This window comes from Herbaspirillum camelliae (genome assembly GCF_001929405.1).
Classification (GTDB): Bacteria; Pseudomonadota; Gammaproteobacteria; order Burkholderiales; family Burkholderiaceae_D; genus Herbaspirillum; species Herbaspirillum seropedicae.
On record NZ_KV880769.1, the window covers coordinates 153,688 to 171,266 of the forward strand.

The following is a 17,579-nucleotide window of genomic DNA, read 5'->3' on the forward strand; positions in this document are numbered from 1 at the left end:
TGTCAACAAGGCGAGCCAAGGAAGGGAAATCGATGCGTCGTCCGCCTGCAACAGTCGGACCAGCGATGAGACAATCAGGACGGCAGCAGAACCGCTCACTCATTGCTACACAACACAATCACAAAGGAGACTACAAACATGAGGTTCAAGAAGATTGCACTGCTGGCCGTGATGGCCGCGTCGGGCGGCTTGCTGGCGTCGCTGGCGCAAGCCCAGGAAACCATCAAGGTCGGACTCATCGCCGCCTTCTCCGGCCCCTTCGCCGACTACGGCAAGCAGATGGAAGGCGGCATCAAGGCCTACATGGCGCAGCACGGCGACCAGGTGGCGGGCAAGAAGATCCAGATCATCATCAAGGACACCACCGGCCCCTCGCCGGAGATCGCCAAGCGCCTGGCGCAGGAACTGGTGGTGCGCGAGAAGGTGGATTTCCTGGCTGGCTTCGGCCTCACGCCCGAAGCGCTGGCGGTGGCGCCCATCGCCGAGCAGGCCAAGAAGCCGATGATCATCATGAACGCCGCCACCTCGGTGATCACCACCAAGTCCAACTACATCGCGCGCTTTTCGATGACGCTGCCGCAGGTCTCCGGCCCCATGGCGACCTGGGCGCTGAAGAACGGCATCAAGCGGGTGGTCACGCTGGTGGCCGATTACGGCCCGGGCATCGACGCCGAGACCGCCTTCAAGACCAATCTGCTGGGCGGTGGCGGCCAGGTTCTGGAATCGATCCGGGTGCCGCTGCGCAATCCTGAATTCGCGCCGTACATCCAGCGCATCAAGGACGCCAAGCCAGAGGCGGTGTTCATCTTCGTGCCGGCCGGCGAGCAGAGCATTGCCTTCATGAAGGGCTATCGCGAACGCGGACTGGCCGAGGCCGGGATCAAGGTCATCGCCACGGGCGATCTCACCGATGACCACGTCATGCCCGCCATGGGCGAATCCACGCTGGGTGTGATCACCACCTTCCACTATTCGGCCGCGCATGATTCGCCGGAGAACAAGGCCTTCCTGAAAAGCTTTGCCGCCGCCAATCCGGGCGCGGGCCGGCCCAACTTCATGGCGGTGGCGGCCTATGACGGCATGAACGCGATCTACGAGGTCAGCAAGAAACTGAACGGCAAGATCGACGGCGACCGCGCCATGGCCATCCTCAAGACCATGAAGTTCACCAGCCCGCGCGGCCCGATCGCCATCGACCCGGCCACGCGCGACATCGTGCAGACGGTCTATGTGCGCAAGGTCGAGAAGATCGGCAATGAAGCCTACAACGTCGAGTTCGACAAGTTCGAGAACATGAAGGACACCGGCAAATAAACGCCCCTCCTTACTCCACGGAAACGCCGGTGATGCAGCGCACACCGGCGTTTTTGTTTGCGTCTGCGCCAGGCACGCGGGCCGACGCAAGCCTTCACCTCTGCAAGGCCGTCGATGCGATGCGGCGCAACATGGCAGCCCTGCTTTTTTTGTTCGGTTACCGCCCGGTTTTATTTTTATCGCACAGACAAAAACACAGATGGCGCTTGCGTTTACCGGACATTTACTTATACTGAAAAACAGTTCTAACTTATAACTAATTTCGAGACCGGTGACGACGCCACGACTGGCGACCTCCAGCATCATCAGAACAATCAAAGCCAACGACCAGAGACAATGAACCAGCCCAGCGAGCTCCTTGACATCCAGCAGCATGGCGCGATCGCCGAGATCACGCTCAACCGCGCCGCCAAGCGCAATGCCTTGAACGATCCGCTGGTGCGCGCCATCCGCGATTGTTTCGAGAACCTGCCCGAGGGCGTGAAGGTCGCCATCCTGCGTGGCCATGGCGAGCACTTCTGCGCCGGCCTGGACCTGTCCGAACTGCGCGAGCGCGACACCACCGAGTCCCTGCACCATTCGCGCATGTGGCACGCCGCCTTCGAACAGATCGCCTTTGGCCGCGTGCCGGTCATCGCGGTGCTGCATGGCGCCGTCATCGGCGGCGGCCTGGAACTGGCGGCGGCAGCCCATATCCGCGTGGCCGAACCGAGCACCTTCTATGGCCTGCCGGAAGGCCAGCGCGGTCTCTTCGTCGGCGGTGGCGGTTCGGTGCGGATCTCGCGCCTCATCGGCGTGGCGCGCATGACCGACATGATGTTGACCGGACGCGTGCTCTCGGCGGAAGAAGGCCATCAGGCCGGCATCCCGCAATACAGCGTGGACGCCGGCGCCGGCATGGACAAGGCGCGCGAGCTGGCCGAACGCATCGCCCGCAATGCGCCCATGACCAACTATGGCGTCATGCATGTGCTGCCGCGCATCCATGACCAGTCGATCCAGGACGGCCTGATGACCGAATCGCTCATGGCCGCCGTGGCCGGCAGCGATCCCGATACCAAGGGACGGCTGGCGGCCTTCCTCGACCTGAAGCAGAACAAGGTCAAGCCGGTCTGATCCCTGGGAGCGCTCAGGGCGCAGCAGGTCGGGCAGCAGGCATAAAGCAGTGAGCAGTGAGCATCGAGCATTGAGCAAGTCAGTAATACAGCGCAGCAGACAACAACACATCTCCCGGCAATGACCGGGAGAATCACACAACAGAGACATGTATGAACACTCCACCTCGCTATCGCAGCTTCAGGTTCGGCATCGGCGGTGTTGACGTCGTGCCGGGCGCCGACGGCGTCTCCATCGTCAAGACCCGCCAACCGCTGGACGCCTATCCGGCGCGCCTGACCGACAGACTGATCCACTGGGCCACGGTCGATCCCGACCGCACCTACATGGCCCGCCGTGACCAGGATGGACAATGGCGTCGCATCAGCTATGGCCAGGCGCTGCAAAGCGCGCGCCGCATCGGCCAGGCGCTGTTGCAGCGGGGCCTGTCGGCGGAACGTCCGCTGCTGATCCTCTCCGAGAACGACCTCGAGCACGCCATGCTGGTGCTGGGCTGCCACTATGCGGGCGTGCCGTATGCGCCGGTGTCATCGGCCTATTCGCTGCTGTCCAAGGATTACGCCAAGCTGCGCCACGCAGTGCAGTTGCTCACCCCCGGCCTGATCTTCGCCGCCCATGGCGAGAAGTTCGCCGCCGCCGTCAATGCGGTGGCTCCGGATATCGAATTCGTCGTCACCGAAGCACCGCCGGCCGGGCGCGAATGCACGCTCTACGCCGAACTGGAAGCCACCCGCGCCGGCGACGAAGTCGAGCGCGCCTTTGCCGCCACCGGTCCGGAGACCATCGTCAAGTTCCTCTTCACCTCGGGCTCGACCAAGATGCCCAAGGCGGTCATCAACACCCAGCGCATGATGTGCAGCAACCTGCAGATGATCGTGCAGACCTTCCCCTTCCTGGGCGAAGAGCCGCCCATCCTGATCGACTGGCTGCCCTGGAACCATACCTTCGGCGCCAACCACAACGTGGGCATCGTGCTCTACAACGGCGGCACCATGTACATCGACGAGGGCAAGCCCACGCCGCAAGGCCTGGCCACCACCCTGGCCAACCTGCATGACATCTCCCCGACCGTGTATTTCAACGTGCCGGTGGGCTGGGAAGGCATCGCCCACGCGCTGGAGAAGGACCAGGCCCTGCGCGAGAAATTCTACAGCCGCCTGCGCATGCAGTTCTATGCCGGCGCGGCCCTGGCGCAACCCGTGTGGGACAAGCTGCACGCCACTGCGGAAGCGACCTGCGGCGAGCGCATCGTCATGTGCTGCGGGCTGGGCATGACCGAAACCTCGCCCTCGGCGCTGTTCGTGGCCGATCTGGAGGTGCAGGCCGGCCAGATCGGCATTCCCACGCCGGGCATGGAAATCAAGCTGGTCCCCAATGGCGACAAGATCGAGATCCGCTATCGCGGTCCCAATGTGACGCCCGGTTACTGGCGCGCGCCGGAGCAGACCGCCGAGGCCTTCGACGAGGAAGGTTACTTCCGCTCGGGTGATGCGGTGCGCTGGCTGGACCCGGCCCATCCGGATCGCGGCTTCATGTTCGATGGCCGCGTGGCCGAGGACTTCAAGCTCTATACCGGCACCTGGGTCAGCGTGGGCCCGCTGCGCGCACTGATCGCGCACGAAGGCGCGCCCTATCTGCAGGACGCCGTCATCACCGGCCAGGACCGCAAGGAAATCGGCATGCTGATCGTCCCCAACATCGAGCGCTGCCGCCAGCTGGCGCGCCTGCCAGCGGAGGCGTCGCGCGCCGAGGTGCTCAATGCGGCGCCGGTGCGGGACTTCTTCCAGGGCGTGCTGGATCGCCTGCATAGCCACGCCACCGGCAGCTCCAACCGGGTGACACGGGCGCTGGTGCTGGTCGATCCGCCCTCGTTCGACCGCGGCGAAATCACCGACAAGGGCTCCATCAACCAGCGTGCGGTGCTGACCCATCGCGCCGCCCTGGTGGAGACACTTTACGCGGGTACCGATCCAGCCGTGCTGACCGTACAGGCTGCGCTCTCACCCGCTCATTGAGGAAGCATCAGACATGGCACAAGCAGCGTTCTACTCCAGCTTCAAGGACATCTGGCTCGTCGGCGGCGTGCGTACGCCCATGGTGGATTACTGCACCAGCTTCAGCCCGCTCTCGCCCACCGACATGGGCATCAAGGTGGCGCGTGAGGTATTGGCGCGCACCGGCATTGCCCCGGCTGACATCGGCTCGGTGGTGGCCGGCAACATGGCCCCCGGCGACGCCTACCAGTACATGCTGCCGCGTCACATCGGCCTGTATGCCGGGGTGCCCATCAGCACGCCGGCCATCATGGTCCAGCGCATCTGCGGCACCGGCTTCGAACTGATCCGCCAGGCCGGCGACCAGATCGAGCGCGGCTATACCGAGACGGCGCTGATCGTGGGCAGCGAATCGATGACGCGCAATCCCATTGCCGCCTTCGGTCATCGCAGCGGCTTTAAGCTGGGTGCGCCGGTGGAATTCCAGGACTACATGTGGGAGGCGCTGGTGGACCCGGCTCCCGGCATCACCATGCCGCAGACGGCAGAAAATCTGGCGAAGAAGTACGGCATCACCCGCGCCGAGGTCGATGAATACGCGGCGTATTCCTTCGAGCGCGCGCTCAAGGCGCAGGCAGCGGGCTTTCATGCGGGCGAGATCGTAACGGTGGTCAATGAGACCTTCCGTCTCGAGGGCTACAACGACCGCCACATCAAGCTGCAGGGCAAGATCAACGAGGCCGCCACCGATACCCATCCGCGCCCCTCGCCGGTGGAAGTGCTGGCCAAGCTGCGCACCCTCTATCCGGATGGCGTGCAGACCGGCGGCAACAGCTCGGCGCTGGTGGATGCGGCGGCGGCCACCATCGTCGCTTCCGGCGATTACCTGCGCCGCAATGACAAGGCGCCGTTGGCCCGCGTCGTCGCGGCGGCGGTCGCGGGCGTGCCGCCGGAGATCATGGGCATCGGCCCGGTGCCAGCCATCCGCACCCTGCTGGAACGCAACGGCCTGACGGTGGCCGACATCGGCTGCTTCGAGATCAATGAAGCGCAAGGCGCACAGATCGTGGCGGTGGAACGTGAGCTGGGCATCGATCGCGAACGCCTCAACGTCAACGGCGGCGCCATCGCCCTGGGCCATCCGCTGGCGGCGACCGGCGTGCGTCTGTCGATCACCGCCGCGCGCGAGATGAATCGCCGGGGTGCGCGCTACTGCGTGGCGTCGGCTTGCATCGGCGGCGGCCAGGGCATTGCGCTGCTGCTGGAAAATCCCTCGGCTTCCCACTGATCAACTCGTTCAACAAGGACAGACTTCATGCAACTGCAAGGACAAGCCGCCCTGGTCACCGGGGGCGCCTCGGGACTGGGTGCTGAGACTGTGCGCCAGCTGGTGCAGGCCGGCGCGCGCGTCTCCATCCTGGACGTCAACATGGAAGTGGCCCAGGCCCTGGCCGATGAACTGCGCTGCCATGCCGTGCGCTGCGACATCACCGACAGCGACTCGGTCGAGACTGCGCTGGAGGCAGCCCAGCAAGCCAACGGCGCACCGCGCATCCTCATCAACTGCGCCGGCATCGGCGGCGCCAAGCGCATGGTGGGCAAGGATGGCAAGCCGATGCCGCTGGAGGATTTCAGCCGCATCGTCAACGTCAATCTGATCGGCACCTTCAACGTGATCCGCCTGGCCGCCGCGCGCATGGCTGCCGCAGAACCGCTGGCCGAGGGCGAGCGCGGCGTCATCGTTGCTACCGCCTCGGTAGCAGCCTTCGATGGCCAGGTAGGGCAGGCCGGCTATGCCGCCTCCAAGGGCGGCATCACCGCCATGACCCTGCCGCTGGCGCGCGACCTGGCGCAATACGGCATCCGCGTGGTCACCATTGCGCCGGGGCTGTTCTTGACGCCACTGCTCTACAAGCTGCCGGAAGAGGTGCAGCAATCACTGGCGTCGTCCATCCCCTTCCCCAAGCGCCTGGGCAAGGCGGAGGAATATGCGCAGCTGGCCTTGCATATCGCCACCAATCTTTCGCTCAACGGCGAAGTGATCCGACTCGATGGCGCATTGCGCCTGGCACCGCGTTGAGCACCGAGGAGCACGCATGAGCAAAACCATCATTCATCCAGTGCGCGTGGAGTTCGGCGATTGCGATCCGGCCGGCATCGTCTACTTTCCCAATTTCTTCCGCTGGTATGACGCGGCCTCGCGCAACTTCTTCCATGAGTGCGGCGTGCCGCCGTGGCGCGATACCGAAAAGACACGCGGCATCATCGGCACGCCCGTGGTGGATATCAGTTCGCGCTTCGTGCGCCCGGCCACCTATGGCGACCGCATCGAAGTGCATTCCACCATCGTCGAATGGAATGACAAGACCTTCGTGATGAAGCATGAGATCAAGCGCGATGGCGAACTGCTGTGCGAAGGGCGGGATGTGCGCGTCTTTGCCATTCGTCATCCGGACGATCCTGCGCGCATCAAGGCCATTCCCATTCCGGAAGATATCAGGGAGATGTGCAGTTGAACAGCAACCCTCCTTCCGTTCGGACTGAGTAGGCCCGCAAGGGCCGTATCGAAGACGCTCCGGCGCATCTTCGGCGCATCTTCGGCGCGTCTTCGATACGCGGCTGCGCCGCTACTCAGTCCGAACGGGAGTCAAAGGATTGGTGGTACCAGAAAGTCAGCAGCAACCGAGGCAGGACATATAAGCCCTGCCCGTCATAAATCGAGCATTCGATACATAAATACAAAGGAGACGGAGATGAAGACGAAACTGGCAATCAAGGCAGGTGCGCTGGCAGCGATGCTGGCCTGTGCAGGCATCGCGCATTCCGAACTGACCATCGGGGTGGTGATGTCGCTGACCGGTCCGGGCTCGGGCCTGGGCATCCCGGCCAAGAACGGCTTTGCGCTTTGGCCCGAGACCATCGCGGGCGAAAAGGTCAAGATGATCATCCTCGATGACGCCACCGATCCGACCCAGGCCAGCAAGAATGCGCGCCGCCTGGTGGCCGAGGACAAGGTTGACCTCATCATCGGTTCGGCCGCCGTGCCGCCCACCCTGGCCATTGCCGACGTGGCGCTGGAAACCCAGACGGTGCAGCTGGCCATCTCCCCCATCGAGACCGCCGAGGGCAAGGATGCCTGGACCTTCCGCCTGCCGCAGTCCACGGCGGTGATGGCCGGTGGCGTGGTGAACCAGATGAAGAAGATGGGCGTCAAGACCATCGGCTTCCTCGGCTATTCGGACTCCTATGGCGAGAACTGGCTCAAGGAGGTGCAGCGCCTGGCCACTGCGGCGGGCATGAAGATGGGCACGGTGGAGCGTTTCTCCCGCGCGGACACCAGCGTCACTGCGCAAGCCCTGCGCGTGGTCAGCTCCAATCCGGACGCCGTGCTGGTGGTGGCCTCCGGCAGCGGTGCGGCCATGCCGCACAAGGCCCTGATCGAACGCGGCTACAAGGGCAAGATCTTCCAGACCCACAGCGCCGCCTCGCGCGACCTGATCCGCCTGGGCGGCAAGGATGTGGAAGGCTCCTACGTCATCTCCGGTCCTGCCGTGGTGCCCGAAGCGCTGCCGGACAGCAATGCGTCCAAGAAGCTGGCCATGGATTTCGTCACCCGCTACGAAAAGCAGTTCGGCGCGGGCAGCCGCAATCTCTTCGCAGCGCACACCTATGATGCCCAGTTGGTGCTGCAGAAGGTGGTGCCGGAAGCGCTGAAGAAGGCCAAGCCCGGCACGCCCGCCTTCCGCGCTGCATTGAAGGAGGCACTGGAAGCCTCGGGACCGATCCAGATCACGCAGGGCACGCTGAACTATTCGCCCAAGGACCACTTCGGCCTGGGTGACGACGCCCGCATCATGCTGACCATCCAGAACGGCAACTGGAAGGCGGTCAATCCGTAATCCGCCTTGTCCTGTCCGCGCGGCGGCGCGAGGTCTCCAGCTTGCGCCGCCGTTTTCCAGCCTGACGTTTTCTGCACCACACCCGAAACATGGACTCCTCCATCGCCGCCATCCTCACCCTGGATGGTCTGACCAACGGCATCGTCTATGGCTTGATCGCCATTGCACTGGTGCTGGTCTTCACGGTCACCCGCATCCTCTTCATTCCGCAGGGGGAATTCGTCGCCTATGGCGCGCTCACCCTGGCCATGCTGCAACAAGGCCAGCGCCCGGGTCCGCTGTGGCTGCTGCTGGTGCTGGCGCTTTGTGCAGCGGGCATGCAGACCGCCTCGCTGCTGCGCGCCGGCCAGGCGGCGCTGTTGCCGCGCGCGCTGCTGGGCACGCTGGGCGTGCCGCTGGTCATTGCCGCGCTGGTATGGTGGGCCGCGCCCCAGCAGTTTGCGCTGCCGGTGCAGGTACTGCTGACGCTGCTGCTCATCACCGCGCTCGGACCGCTGATGTACCAGGTGGTCTATGAATCGATGGCCGATGCCAGCGTGCTGCAACTGCTGATCGTCTCGGTCGGCATCCACCTGGCCATGACCGGCCTGGGGCTGGTGTTCTTCGGAGCCGAAGGCTTCCGCACGCCGGCCTTCTGGGATGACCGCTGGAACCTGGCGTCGTTGACGCTCAGCGCCCAGACCGTGGTGGTAGTGGTGGCCGCGGCCGCGCTGCTGGTGGCGCTGTGGTTCTTCTCCGGCCACACGCTGTATGGCAAGGCGCTGCGCGCCACGGCGGTGAACCGCCTGGGAGCGCGGTTGATGGGCATCTCCACGACGCTGGCGGGCAAATTGTCCTTTGCCGTGGCAGCGTTTATCGGTGCTCTGTCGGGCGTATTGATCGGTCCGATGAGCACCATTTTTTATGACTCGGGTTTCCTGATCGGTTTGAAGGGTTTCGTCGCCGCCACCATCGGTGCGCTGGCGAGTTTCCCGGCGGCCGCAGGAGGCGCGCTGCTGGTGGGCCTGCTGGAATCCTTCAGTTCCTTCTGGGCCAGCGACTTCAAGGAGGTGATCGTGTTCCTGGCGCTGCTGCCCATCCTGCTGTGGCGCTCGCTGGTCACACCGGCGCATGACGAGGACGAGGAATGATCATGAACAAACGAATCCCTCTCTACGCCCTGCTGGTGGTGCTGGCCCTGTTCCCGGTGCTGCCCACGCCGCAGTTCTGGGTGATCCAGGCCAACTACATCGGGCTCTACGCGCTGGTGGCCATCGGCCTGGTGCTGCTGACCGGCATCGGCGGCATGACCTCGTTCGGCCAGGCGGCCTTCGTGGGCATGGGCGCCTACACCACCGCCTATCTCACTACCGTGCATGGCGTGTCGCCTTGGCTGACGCTGCCGGTGGGCCTCTTCATCACGGGCGTGTCGGCCTATGTGCTGGGCCGCATCACGCTGCGCATGTCGGGCCACTACCTGCCGCTGGCCACCATCGCCTGGGGCATCAGCCTGTACTTCCTGTTCGGCAAGGTGGACTTCCTGGGCAAGTATGACGGCATCTCCGGCATCCCTGCACTGCAACTGGCGGGACTGGACCTGGCCAAGGAGCGCCACCTCTACTACCTGATCTGGGCCATCGTGCTGGCCGCTGCCTGGGTCTCGCTGAACCTGCTGGATTCGCGCGCGGGCCGCGCCATCCGCGCCCTCAAGGGCGGGCGGTCGATGGCCGAGGCCATGGGCGTGGATACGGGGCGCTACAAGATCCTCATCTTCGTCTTCGCCGCGCTGCTGGCGTCGGTCTCGGGATGGCTCTTTGCGCACATGCAGCGCACCGTCAATCCCTCGCCCTTCAGCCTGGCCATGGGCATCGAGTATCTCTTCATCGTGGTGGTCGGCGGCATTGCCCATATCTGGGGTGCGCTGCTGGGCGCGGGCGTATTGAAGCTGCTGTCGGACCAGTTGCAGGTGCTGCTGCCGGCGCTGCTGGGCGATGGCGGCAGTTATGAGAGCATCGTCTTCGGCCTGATCCTGATCCTGTTGCTGAAGTACGCAGGCGGCGGCCTGTGGCCGTGGGTGCGGGCGCTGTGGCTGCGCGCTTTCCCGACTGCACCGGCGCCGCTGCGGGTGGCCAGTGCGACGGCGATGGACAAGCGCGCCGCCGTGGCGCGCGGTGCGCCGCTGCTGGAGGTGGACCAGATCAACAAGCGCTTCGGTGGGCTGGTGGCGGTCAATGATGTGTCCTTCAAGGTCAAGGCGGGCGAGATCGTCGGCCTGATCGGGCCCAATGGCGCGGGCAAGTCCACCACCTTCAACCTGGTGACGGGCCTCTTGCATGCCAGCGGCGGACGCGTGGGCTTCAATGGCCGCGATATCGCCGGACTGCCGGCGCGGGCCATCGCCCGGCTGGGCATTGCCCGCACCTTCCAGCATGTGCGCCTGCTGCCGGGCATGACGGTGCTGGAGAATGTGGCGCTGGGCGCGCACATGCGCAGCCAGCAAGGCTTCCTGAAGAATACGGTCAACGCCATGCTGCACCTGGAACGCGCCGAAGAACAGGCGCTGCTGGATGAGGCCGCACGCGCCCTGCATCGCGTCGGGCTGCGACACCTGATGCATGAACAGGCGGGCAACCTGGCGCTGGGCCAGCAACGCATCCTGGAGATCGCCCGTGCCCTGTGCTGCGATCCGCTGTTGCTGTTGCTGGATGAACCGGCAGCCGGCCTGCGCCACCTGGAAAAGCAGGCGCTCTCCAAGGTGCTGCAGGAATTGCGCGCCGATGGCATGAGCATTCTGCTGGTGGAACATGACATGGAGTTCGTCATGGAACTGACCGACCACATCGTGGTGATGGAATTCGGCGCCAAGATCGCCGAAGGCACACCGCAAGAAATCCAGCGGCATCCCGCCGTGATCGAAGCCTACCTGGGTGGAATCGAATGAGTGAACTGGTCCTCGACGTCGCGCAACTGCGCGCAAGCTATGGCAAGGTGCAGGCGCTGCACGACATCCACCTGAAGCTGGAACGGGGCAGCATCGCCACCGTCATCGGCCCCAATGGCGCGGGCAAGTCCACGCTGCTCAACGCCATCATGGGCGTGTTGCCGGCGCAGGGCACGGTGCGTTATCAAGGCAAGCCGGTGGAACGCTGGAGCCTGGAACAGCGCGTGATGGCGGGCATCGCCCTGGTGCCGGAGCGGCGCGAACTGTTCTCCACCATGAGCGTGGAAGACAACCTGCTGCTGGGGGGCTTTCGCCGGCTGCGCTTGCGGCAGGCGCAGCCGCTGGATCAGTTGGCGACTGTCTTCGAGCTGTTCCCGCGATTGAAGGAGCGACGCAGCCAGCAGGCCGGCACGCTCTCGGGCGGCGAGCGCCAGATGCTGGCCATCGGTCGCGCCATGATGGCCAAGCCGGAACTGCTGATGCTGGACGAACCCAGCCTGGGGCTGGCGCCGCGCATCGTCAAGGAAATCCTGCATATCGTTTCCGAATTGCGCACGGCGGGGATCTCGGTGCTGCTGGTGGAACAGAATGCGCGCGCAGCCTTGCAGACCGCCGACTATGGCTATGTGCTGGAACTGGGCAAGGTCACCATGCAAGGTGAATCTGCGCAGCTGGCGGACGATCCGCAGGTGATCCAGGCCTACCTGGGATTTGGCAAGAAGGCGCAAGCCGAGGTGGTGGGGGCTTCCTGAGCCTTGGCGTTTTCTGCACCAGCGTATGCAAAAACGACATAAGAAAAATGCACTGCGAGAGAAATGACGATGAGCTATAGCCCTCCCCTGCGCGACTTCGCCTTCGCGCTCGACGAAGTACTGCAAGCGCCCCAGGTCTTGCGCACCCTGCCGGCGCACGCCGAGATCGATGGCGAATTGATGATGCAGGTGCTGGAAGAAGCCGGACGCTTCGCCGCCGAGGTGGTCGCGCCATTGAACGGTATCGGCGATCGCGAGGGTTGCCGTTTCGAAAATGGAACGGTCACCACGCCACCCGGATTTGAGCGCGCCTACGCGCAATTCTGCGCCGGCGGCTGGCCGGCGCTGGCCTGTGCGCCCGAGCATGGCGGCCAGGGCTTGCCGCATGTGCTCGACTGCGCGCTCTATGAAATGCTCAGTGCTGCCAATCATGGCTGGACCATGTATCCCGGCTTGCTGCATGGCGCCTATGCCTGCCTGGCCGCGCACGGTTCAGCGGCCTTGCAGGCGCGCTACCTGGACAAGATCGCCAGCGGTGAATGGCTGGCCACCATGTGCCTGACCGAAGCCCAGGCCGGCAGCGACCTGGGCCAGTTGCGCACGCGCGCCGTGCCGCAGGCCGATGGCAGCTATCGCCTTAGCGGTGACAAGATCTTCATCTCCGGCGGTGAGCATGACCTGACGCCGAACATCGTCCACCTGGTGCTGGCCCGCCTGCCCGATGCGAGCGCTGGCAGCAAGGGACTGTCGCTGTTCCTGGCGCCGCGTGTGCTGGACGATGGCAGCCGCAACGGCGTGCATTGCACGGGTATCGAACACAAGATGGGCATCCATGGCAGCGCCACCTGCAGCCTGCATTTCGAGCAGGCGCAGGCCTGGCTGGTCGGCGAGGCCGGACGGGGTCTGGCCGCCATGTTCGTGATGATGAATGCAGCGCGCCTGCATGTGGGTGCGCAAGGGCTGGGACTGGCGGAGGCCGCCTACCAGCGCGCCAGCGCCTATGCGCGCGAACGCCGCCAGTCGCGCGCGCCGGGCAGTTCCGGCAACGATCTCATCGTGCGCCACCCGGCCGTGCAGAAGCTGTTGATGGAACAACGTTGCCGCATCGAGGGTGCGCGCTTGCTGACGTGCTGGGCAGGGCTTCTGCTGGATCTGGCCGAGCATGATCCCGATGCGGCGCTGCGCAGCCGACACCACGAGCGCCTGGAATTCATCACGCCGGTGATCAAGGCTTTCCTCACCGATCAGGGATTCCAGTGCACCAGCCGCGCCCTGCAAGTCTTCGGAGGCCATGGCTATGTGGTCGAGACCGGCATCGAGCAGTTCATGCGCGATGCACGCATCACCATGATCTATGAGGGGACCAACGAAATCCAGGCCATCGACTTCCTGATGCGCAAGGTGCTGGGCGACGAAGGTCGGAGACTGGACGATTTCCTCGGGCTTGTGCGCGCTGACATTGCAGAGGGGTCAGGACTTGAAGAACAAGCGCAATTGCTGGGCGAGGCTGTGGATAAATTAAGGGCCTTTGCCTCGCGCATCGCTGCCGCCGCAGTGCAGGCGCCCGCGCTGCCCTATTACGTGGCCGACGAAATGCTGCGCCTGACTGGCCATGTCGCGCTGGGCTGGATGTGGCTGCGGGCGGGGCGGCGCGCGCGCTCGGTGATCGCGCAGGACCCGCTCTGGTACGGCGGCAAGCGGGATGCCGCGTGCTATCATTTCGCCTTTGTGTTTGCGGAAGTCCAGCAGTTGAGCAGCGTCATCGAAGCTTGCCTGGCCACCGGGCTGCCGCCTCTTCCCACCGACCTGGATCACCATGCTGCCCAAGAAGCCAGCTGATTTCGACTCCGACGACGATGCGGCGTCCAGCGCGCCGCTGGACCAGCAGCTGCTATTGAGCCTGGTCGGCTACAACTGCCGCCGCGCCTATATCACCATCATGCCGCTGTTTGAAAAGCGCATGGCCAAGTTCGCATTGCGGCCGGTGGACTTCACGGTGCTGAGCCTCTTGAAGGCCAATCCCGACATCAACCAGAAACGCCTGTCCAAGGCGATCAACGTTTCCCCGCCCAACCTGGCGACCCTGCTGGACCGCCTGGAGCAGCGCGGCCTGGTGCTGCGCCAGCGCAATCCGCAAGACCGGCGCTCGCAGGTGCTGGCCTTGACCACAGCGGGCCTGCGCATGTGTACCAAGGCCGAACAGACGGCCATCGAGCTGGAGCTCAAGGCCACCGAGATGCTCTCGGACGCTGAACGCGCCCAGCTGATCGGCCTGCTGCAGAAGATGTTCCTCCCGCAATAAGTCCCTGCACAGTCCCTGCGCGCTCCTGCCTCAGCGCAGGAAGACCAGCTCGGCGTAGCTGGGATTGGCGTGTTCGCGCTGGTAGCGCTTCAGATCTTCCAGCACCTGGGCGCGGGTGAGGCCGCCTTGAGCCGCGCTGGCCGTGACGGGCGCCGGGCTGGCCGGCGCTGGCGATGGTTCTGCCTGATTGGCGGCATGGGCAACGATGGCCGCCAGACTGAGGGTTGCGGCCAGGCCGAATTTCTTGATGCTGCTGTTCATGATCTGCTCCCGGAATGCCAGCGGATACGGCTTGATGCGTATCGCTTATCAATGCTTCATTCCTATGCAGCCATGTTATCGGTCTGGTCGTCCCGGAAAAACCGTCGCAACGGTAATGCTGTATTGCAGCAACCGAAAGAATCCTGGCGGCGGGGCCCAGCGGCGCAGCAGTGACATCGTTGTTCAGGGACGCACGGCCCCATTGACGGCCAGGTACACCGCATACAGCGAGGTCGTGGCCGTGATGAAGAGACGGTTTCCACGCAGTCCGCCAAAGACCACGTTGGAAACCACCTCGGGGATGAGGATCTTGCCCAGGAGCGTGCCGTCGGGCGCGTAGCAATGCACACCGTCACCGGCCGAGGTCCAGACATTGCCCTGGGCGTCGAGGCGGAAGCCATCGGCCAGGCCAGGATCGATGGTGGCAAACACTTCCCCGCCCTTGAGACTGACGCCATCGACCACGTCGAAGACACGGATGTGATGCGGACCACCGGCACGGTGGGTCAGTCCGGTATCGGCGATGTAGAGACGACGCTCGTCAGTGGAAAACGCCAGTCCGTTGGGCCGCTCCAGGTCGCTAGCGACGATGCTGATCTCGCCGCTGTCGCCGTCGATGCGGTAGACATTGCAGGCGCCGATCTCGCTCTGCGCCTGGTAGCCTTCGTAGTCACTGTTGATCCCGTAGTCGGGATCGGTGAACCAGATCGAACCATCCGATTTCACCACCACATCATTGGGTGAATTGAGCCGTTTTCCCTGCCAGTGCGAGGCCAGCGTGGTGATGCTGCCGTCGTGCTCGGTGCGCACCACGGCGCGCCCGCCATGCAGGCAGCCGACGATGCGTCCTTCACGGTCCAGCGTATTGCCGTTGTTGAAGTTGGAGGGCTGGCGGAACACCCCCGCACCCGCGCCCTCGGACCAGCGCATCAGGCGGTTGTTGGGGATATCGCTCCAGATCAGCTCCTGGGTGGCGGGCAGCCACACCGGGCCTTCGGCCCAGCGGCAGCCGGTGTAGAGGCAATCGACCTGGGCGGTGTCGATGACCATGCGGCGAAAGCGCGCATCGAGGTGCTGGAAGGGGGTCTCAGGCAGGGACATAGGATTTCCTCATCATCAGGTTGGAACGCCTCAACGATACTGGCGACGGCGGCCGGAGCACACGATCACCGCAATGATGATCAACCCCGACAGCACCGACCGCTCGCCAGCCGACAGGCCGACCACGTTCAACAGCGTATTGGTGAAATACAGGAACAGCGCCGCGCCCCAGATGCCCGCCACGCTGGGCCGGCCACCGGTGACGCTGGTGCCGCCGATGACCACCACGGCCACCGACATCAACAGATACTCATTGCCCATGTCCAGCGACGCGCCACCGGAAAAGCCGGCGATCAGCAAGGCGCACAACGCGGCAAACACCGCGCACAGCACATAGCAGAGGCAACGGATGCGCTCCACCCCGATGCCCGCCAGCCAGGCGGCCCGGGCGTTCTGCCCGACGGCCGAAAGGAAGCGTCCGAACAGGGTGCGTCCCAGGATCCAGGCCAGGCCCAGCGCCACGGCCAGCACCAGCCAGGCCAGCTGCGGCACATGCAGCAACCAGCCGGTGGCAAAGCTGGCCAGCAGTTGCGGCGGCGTGATCTTCAAACCCTGGCCCACGTGGATGGCCAGCGATTGCAGGATGAAGGACGAGGACATCGTCGCGATGATAGGCGGAATCTGCAACAGCCGGATCAACAGGTAATTGGCCAGGCCGATCCCGACACCCACGCCCAGCGTGACCACCAGGCCCAGCAGGATGCCGCCGTCCTCGCCACCCATGGTGCGCAAGCCCAGCGCACCGGCCAGGGCGATGGTGGAGGGAATGGAAAGGTCGATGTTGCCCGGGCCGGTGGTCACCACCAGCATCTGGCCCAGGCCCACCAGCACCATCAGCGCGCCGAAGGAAAACGCCGAGAGCCCGATGTTGACCGCCGCGTCCGGCCCCGCCACTGCCAGCGTGGCCAGCCACAGCAAGGCCGCGCCGAGGAAGGACCAGACCCAGGGACGCTGTTCCAGCGTGCTGCGCAGGCGGCTCATTGACGTTCTCCCCGCGCCGACAGCAGGATGCGCATGGACAGCACGATGATCAGGATCGCTCCCTGCAGGCCGATCTGCCACTTGGGCGCAATGTTGAGGAAGGACAGGAAGGATGCTGCGATACCGAGCGTGATCGCCCCCAGCGTGGCCCCGATGGGTGAGACCTTGCCGCCGATGAAGCTGCCGCCGCCGAGGATCACGGCGGCAATCGAGATGAGCGTATAGCGCTGGGCGATGTTGGCGTCCGCCGAGGTAGTGATGCCCACCAGGGTCAGCGCCGAGAGGATGCCCAGGACGCCGGCCAGGCCATACATCAAGGCCTTGGCGCGCACCACCGAGCCGCCGCTGCGCACGATGGCCTTGGGATTGCCTCCGGCGCCGCGCAGGCGTACGCCGGTGGAGGAGCGCATCAGGAACCAGTGCGCGCACAGGGCAATGAGGGCGGCATAGACGATGGGCGTGGGGATGACGGGAAGGGCCAGGTTCATCACATCCTGTATCCATTGCGGCGTGGCCCCGCCCGGCATGGGCAGCAGGATCAGCGCCCAGCCGCCCCAGACGAAGGACAGGCCCAGCGTCACCACGATGGAGGGCAGGTCAAACAATTCGATCAGCGCGCCGATGGCCGCATACAGCAGCACGCAGGCCACCAGTGCGGCCACGCCCTGCACCGGACGCTCGGGCAGCCAGGTCACGGCGATGCAGGAGACCAGGCTGATGAAGGCGCCGATGGACAGATCCAGGTCATTGACGGCAATGATGCACAACTGCGCCATGCTGGCCAGGATCATCGGCACGGCCAGGTTCAGCAGCAAGCCCAGGCCGAAGTAGCTCATGGTGTTGGGATTGATCCAGAAGATCGGCGCCAGCACCACGGCCAGGGTGGCCATGGGCAGCAGCAGGGTCTGGATCTCATGGCGGGACAGCACGCCCATGCGC

16 protein-coding genes are annotated in these 17,579 nt (G+C 64.7%); 12 read left to right on the forward strand and 4 right to left on the reverse strand.

From position 1 onward, the window contains the following. The first annotated feature begins 138 nt into the window (after positions 1–138). The 12 genes from BGK68_RS00670 to BGK68_RS00725 all read left to right on the forward strand — a co-directional run bounded on the left by BGK68_RS00670 (position 139) and on the right by BGK68_RS00725 (position 14,297). Entirely contained in the window at positions 139–1,314 is a 1,176-nt protein-coding gene (locus BGK68_RS00670) for an ABC transporter substrate-binding protein (protein ID WP_013235936.1), read from the forward strand. 336 nt (positions 1,315–1,650) lie between these two features. After that, on the forward strand, positions 1,651–2,430 hold the full coding sequence (locus BGK68_RS00675) for a crotonase/enoyl-CoA hydratase family protein (protein ID WP_075255485.1): 780 nt from the start codon (positions 1,651–1,653) through the stop codon (positions 2,428–2,430). A gap of 152 nt (positions 2,431–2,582) precedes the next feature. Then, on the forward strand, positions 2,583–4,445 hold the full coding sequence (locus BGK68_RS00680) for a feruloyl-CoA synthase (RefSeq protein WP_075255486.1): 1,863 nt from the start codon (positions 2,583–2,585) through the stop codon (positions 4,443–4,445). Between the two features lie 13 nt (positions 4,446–4,458). Beyond that, the gene (locus tag BGK68_RS00685) at positions 4,459–5,712 is read left to right on the forward strand and encodes a thiolase family protein (protein ID WP_075255487.1); all 1,254 of its coding nucleotides are present in this window, start codon (positions 4,459–4,461) and stop codon (positions 5,710–5,712) included. 27 nt (positions 5,713–5,739) lie between these two features. Further along, complete coding sequence (locus BGK68_RS00690; protein WP_075255488.1) at positions 5,740–6,504, forward strand: SDR family NAD(P)-dependent oxidoreductase; 765 nt, start codon at positions 5,740–5,742, stop codon at positions 6,502–6,504. Between the two features lie 16 nt (positions 6,505–6,520). Next, entirely contained in the window at positions 6,521–6,940 is a 420-nt protein-coding gene (locus BGK68_RS00695; protein WP_075255489.1) for an acyl-CoA thioesterase, read from the forward strand. Between the two features lie 237 nt (positions 6,941–7,177). Then, positions 7,178–8,323 (forward strand): ABC transporter substrate-binding protein, encoded by a 1,146-nt coding sequence (locus tag BGK68_RS00700; protein WP_075255490.1) that lies wholly within the window; start codon positions 7,178–7,180, stop codon positions 8,321–8,323. Positions 8,324–8,412: 89 nt separating this feature from the next. Beyond that, positions 8,413–9,453 carry a branched-chain amino acid ABC transporter permease gene (locus tag BGK68_RS00705; RefSeq protein WP_075255491.1) on the forward strand — a complete coding sequence of 347 codons (1,041 nt, stop codon included), beginning with the start codon at positions 8,413–8,415 and terminating at the stop codon, positions 9,451–9,453. Next, complete coding sequence (locus tag BGK68_RS00710) at positions 9,450–11,243, forward strand: branched-chain amino acid ABC transporter ATP-binding protein/permease (RefSeq protein ID WP_075255492.1); 1,794 nt, start codon at positions 9,450–9,452, stop codon at positions 11,241–11,243. The genes BGK68_RS00705 and BGK68_RS00710 overlap by 4 nt, the downstream gene beginning before the upstream one ends. Beyond that, the gene (locus BGK68_RS00715; protein WP_075255493.1) at positions 11,240–11,995 is read left to right on the forward strand and encodes an ABC transporter ATP-binding protein; all 756 of its coding nucleotides are present in this window, start codon (positions 11,240–11,242) and stop codon (positions 11,993–11,995) included. The genes BGK68_RS00710 and BGK68_RS00715 overlap by 4 nt, the downstream gene beginning before the upstream one ends. 63 nt (positions 11,996–12,058) lie before the next feature. Further along, positions 12,059–13,834 carry an acyl-CoA dehydrogenase gene (locus BGK68_RS00720; protein WP_075255494.1) on the forward strand — a complete coding sequence of 592 codons (1,776 nt, stop codon included), beginning with the start codon at positions 12,059–12,061 and terminating at the stop codon, positions 13,832–13,834. Then, positions 13,812–14,297, forward strand: coding sequence for a MarR family winged helix-turn-helix transcriptional regulator (locus tag BGK68_RS00725; protein WP_075255495.1), 486 nt, complete (start codon positions 13,812–13,814; stop codon positions 14,295–14,297). The genes BGK68_RS00720 and BGK68_RS00725 overlap by 23 nt, the downstream gene beginning before the upstream one ends. Positions 14,298–14,327: 30 nt before the next feature. Here BGK68_RS00725 and BGK68_RS00730 read toward each other — a convergent pair whose 3' ends face one another. The 4 genes from BGK68_RS00730 to BGK68_RS00745 all read right to left on the reverse strand — a co-directional run bounded on the left by BGK68_RS00730 (position 14,328) and on the right by BGK68_RS00745 (position 17,575). After that, positions 14,328–14,558, reverse strand: a complete 231-nt coding sequence (locus BGK68_RS00730) for a hypothetical protein (RefSeq protein WP_075255496.1) — start codon at positions 14,556–14,558, stop codon at positions 14,328–14,330. Between the two features lie 183 nt (positions 14,559–14,741). Beyond that, positions 14,742–15,659: an SMP-30/gluconolactonase/LRE family protein gene (locus BGK68_RS00735; protein WP_075255497.1), complete on the reverse strand. Its 918-nt coding sequence runs from the start codon at positions 15,657–15,659 to the stop codon at positions 14,742–14,744. A 30-nt stretch (positions 15,660–15,689) separates the two neighbouring features. Then, on the reverse strand, positions 15,690–16,640 hold the full coding sequence (locus BGK68_RS00740; protein ID WP_013235952.1) for an ABC transporter permease: 951 nt from the start codon (positions 16,638–16,640) through the stop codon (positions 15,690–15,692). Further along, the gene (locus BGK68_RS00745) at positions 16,637–17,575 is read right to left on the reverse strand and encodes an ABC transporter permease (RefSeq protein WP_075259639.1); all 939 of its coding nucleotides are present in this window, start codon (positions 17,573–17,575) and stop codon (positions 16,637–16,639) included. Before BGK68_RS00745 ends, BGK68_RS00740 begins: the two co-directional genes overlap by 4 nt. Positions 17,576–17,579: the final 4 nt, after the last annotated feature.

Excerpts from the sequence above, each read along its gene's own strand:
- BGK68_RS00710 (WP_075255492.1), top strand. The coding sequence starts at position 9,450 with ATGATCATGAACAAACGAATCCCTCTCTACGCCCTGCTGGTGGTGCTG.
- BGK68_RS00735 (WP_075255497.1), bottom strand. The coding sequence starts at position 15,659 with ATGTCCCTGCCTGAGACCCCCTTCCAGCACCTCGATGCGCGCTTTCGC.
- BGK68_RS00670 (WP_013235936.1), top strand. The coding sequence starts at position 139 with ATGAGGTTCAAGAAGATTGCACTGCTGGCCGTGATGGCCGCGTCGGGC.
- BGK68_RS00720 (WP_075255494.1), top strand. The coding sequence starts at position 12,059 with ATGACGATGAGCTATAGCCCTCCCCTGCGCGACTTCGCCTTCGCGCTC.
- BGK68_RS00715 (WP_075255493.1), top strand. The coding sequence starts at position 11,240 with ATGAGTGAACTGGTCCTCGACGTCGCGCAACTGCGCGCAAGCTATGGC.
- BGK68_RS00745 (WP_075259639.1), bottom strand. The coding sequence starts at position 17,575 with ATGGGCGTGCTGTCCCGCCATGAGATCCAGACCCTGCTGCTGCCCATG.
- BGK68_RS00690 (WP_075255488.1), top strand. The coding sequence starts at position 5,740 with ATGCAACTGCAAGGACAAGCCGCCCTGGTCACCGGGGGCGCCTCGGGA.
- BGK68_RS00675 (WP_075255485.1), top strand. The coding sequence starts at position 1,651 with ATGAACCAGCCCAGCGAGCTCCTTGACATCCAGCAGCATGGCGCGATC.
- BGK68_RS00705 (WP_075255491.1), top strand. The coding sequence starts at position 8,413 with ATGGACTCCTCCATCGCCGCCATCCTCACCCTGGATGGTCTGACCAAC.
- BGK68_RS00695 (WP_075255489.1), top strand. The coding sequence starts at position 6,521 with ATGAGCAAAACCATCATTCATCCAGTGCGCGTGGAGTTCGGCGATTGC.
- BGK68_RS00700 (WP_075255490.1), top strand. The coding sequence starts at position 7,178 with ATGAAGACGAAACTGGCAATCAAGGCAGGTGCGCTGGCAGCGATGCTG.
- BGK68_RS00740 (WP_013235952.1), bottom strand. The coding sequence starts at position 16,640 with ATGAGCCGCCTGCGCAGCACGCTGGAACAGCGTCCCTGGGTCTGGTCC.
- BGK68_RS00680 (WP_075255486.1), top strand. The coding sequence starts at position 2,583 with ATGAACACTCCACCTCGCTATCGCAGCTTCAGGTTCGGCATCGGCGGT.
- BGK68_RS00685 (WP_075255487.1), top strand. The coding sequence starts at position 4,459 with ATGGCACAAGCAGCGTTCTACTCCAGCTTCAAGGACATCTGGCTCGTC.
- BGK68_RS00730 (WP_075255496.1), bottom strand. The coding sequence starts at position 14,558 with ATGAACAGCAGCATCAAGAAATTCGGCCTGGCCGCAACCCTCAGTCTG.
- BGK68_RS00725 (WP_075255495.1), top strand. The coding sequence starts at position 13,812 with ATGCTGCCCAAGAAGCCAGCTGATTTCGACTCCGACGACGATGCGGCG.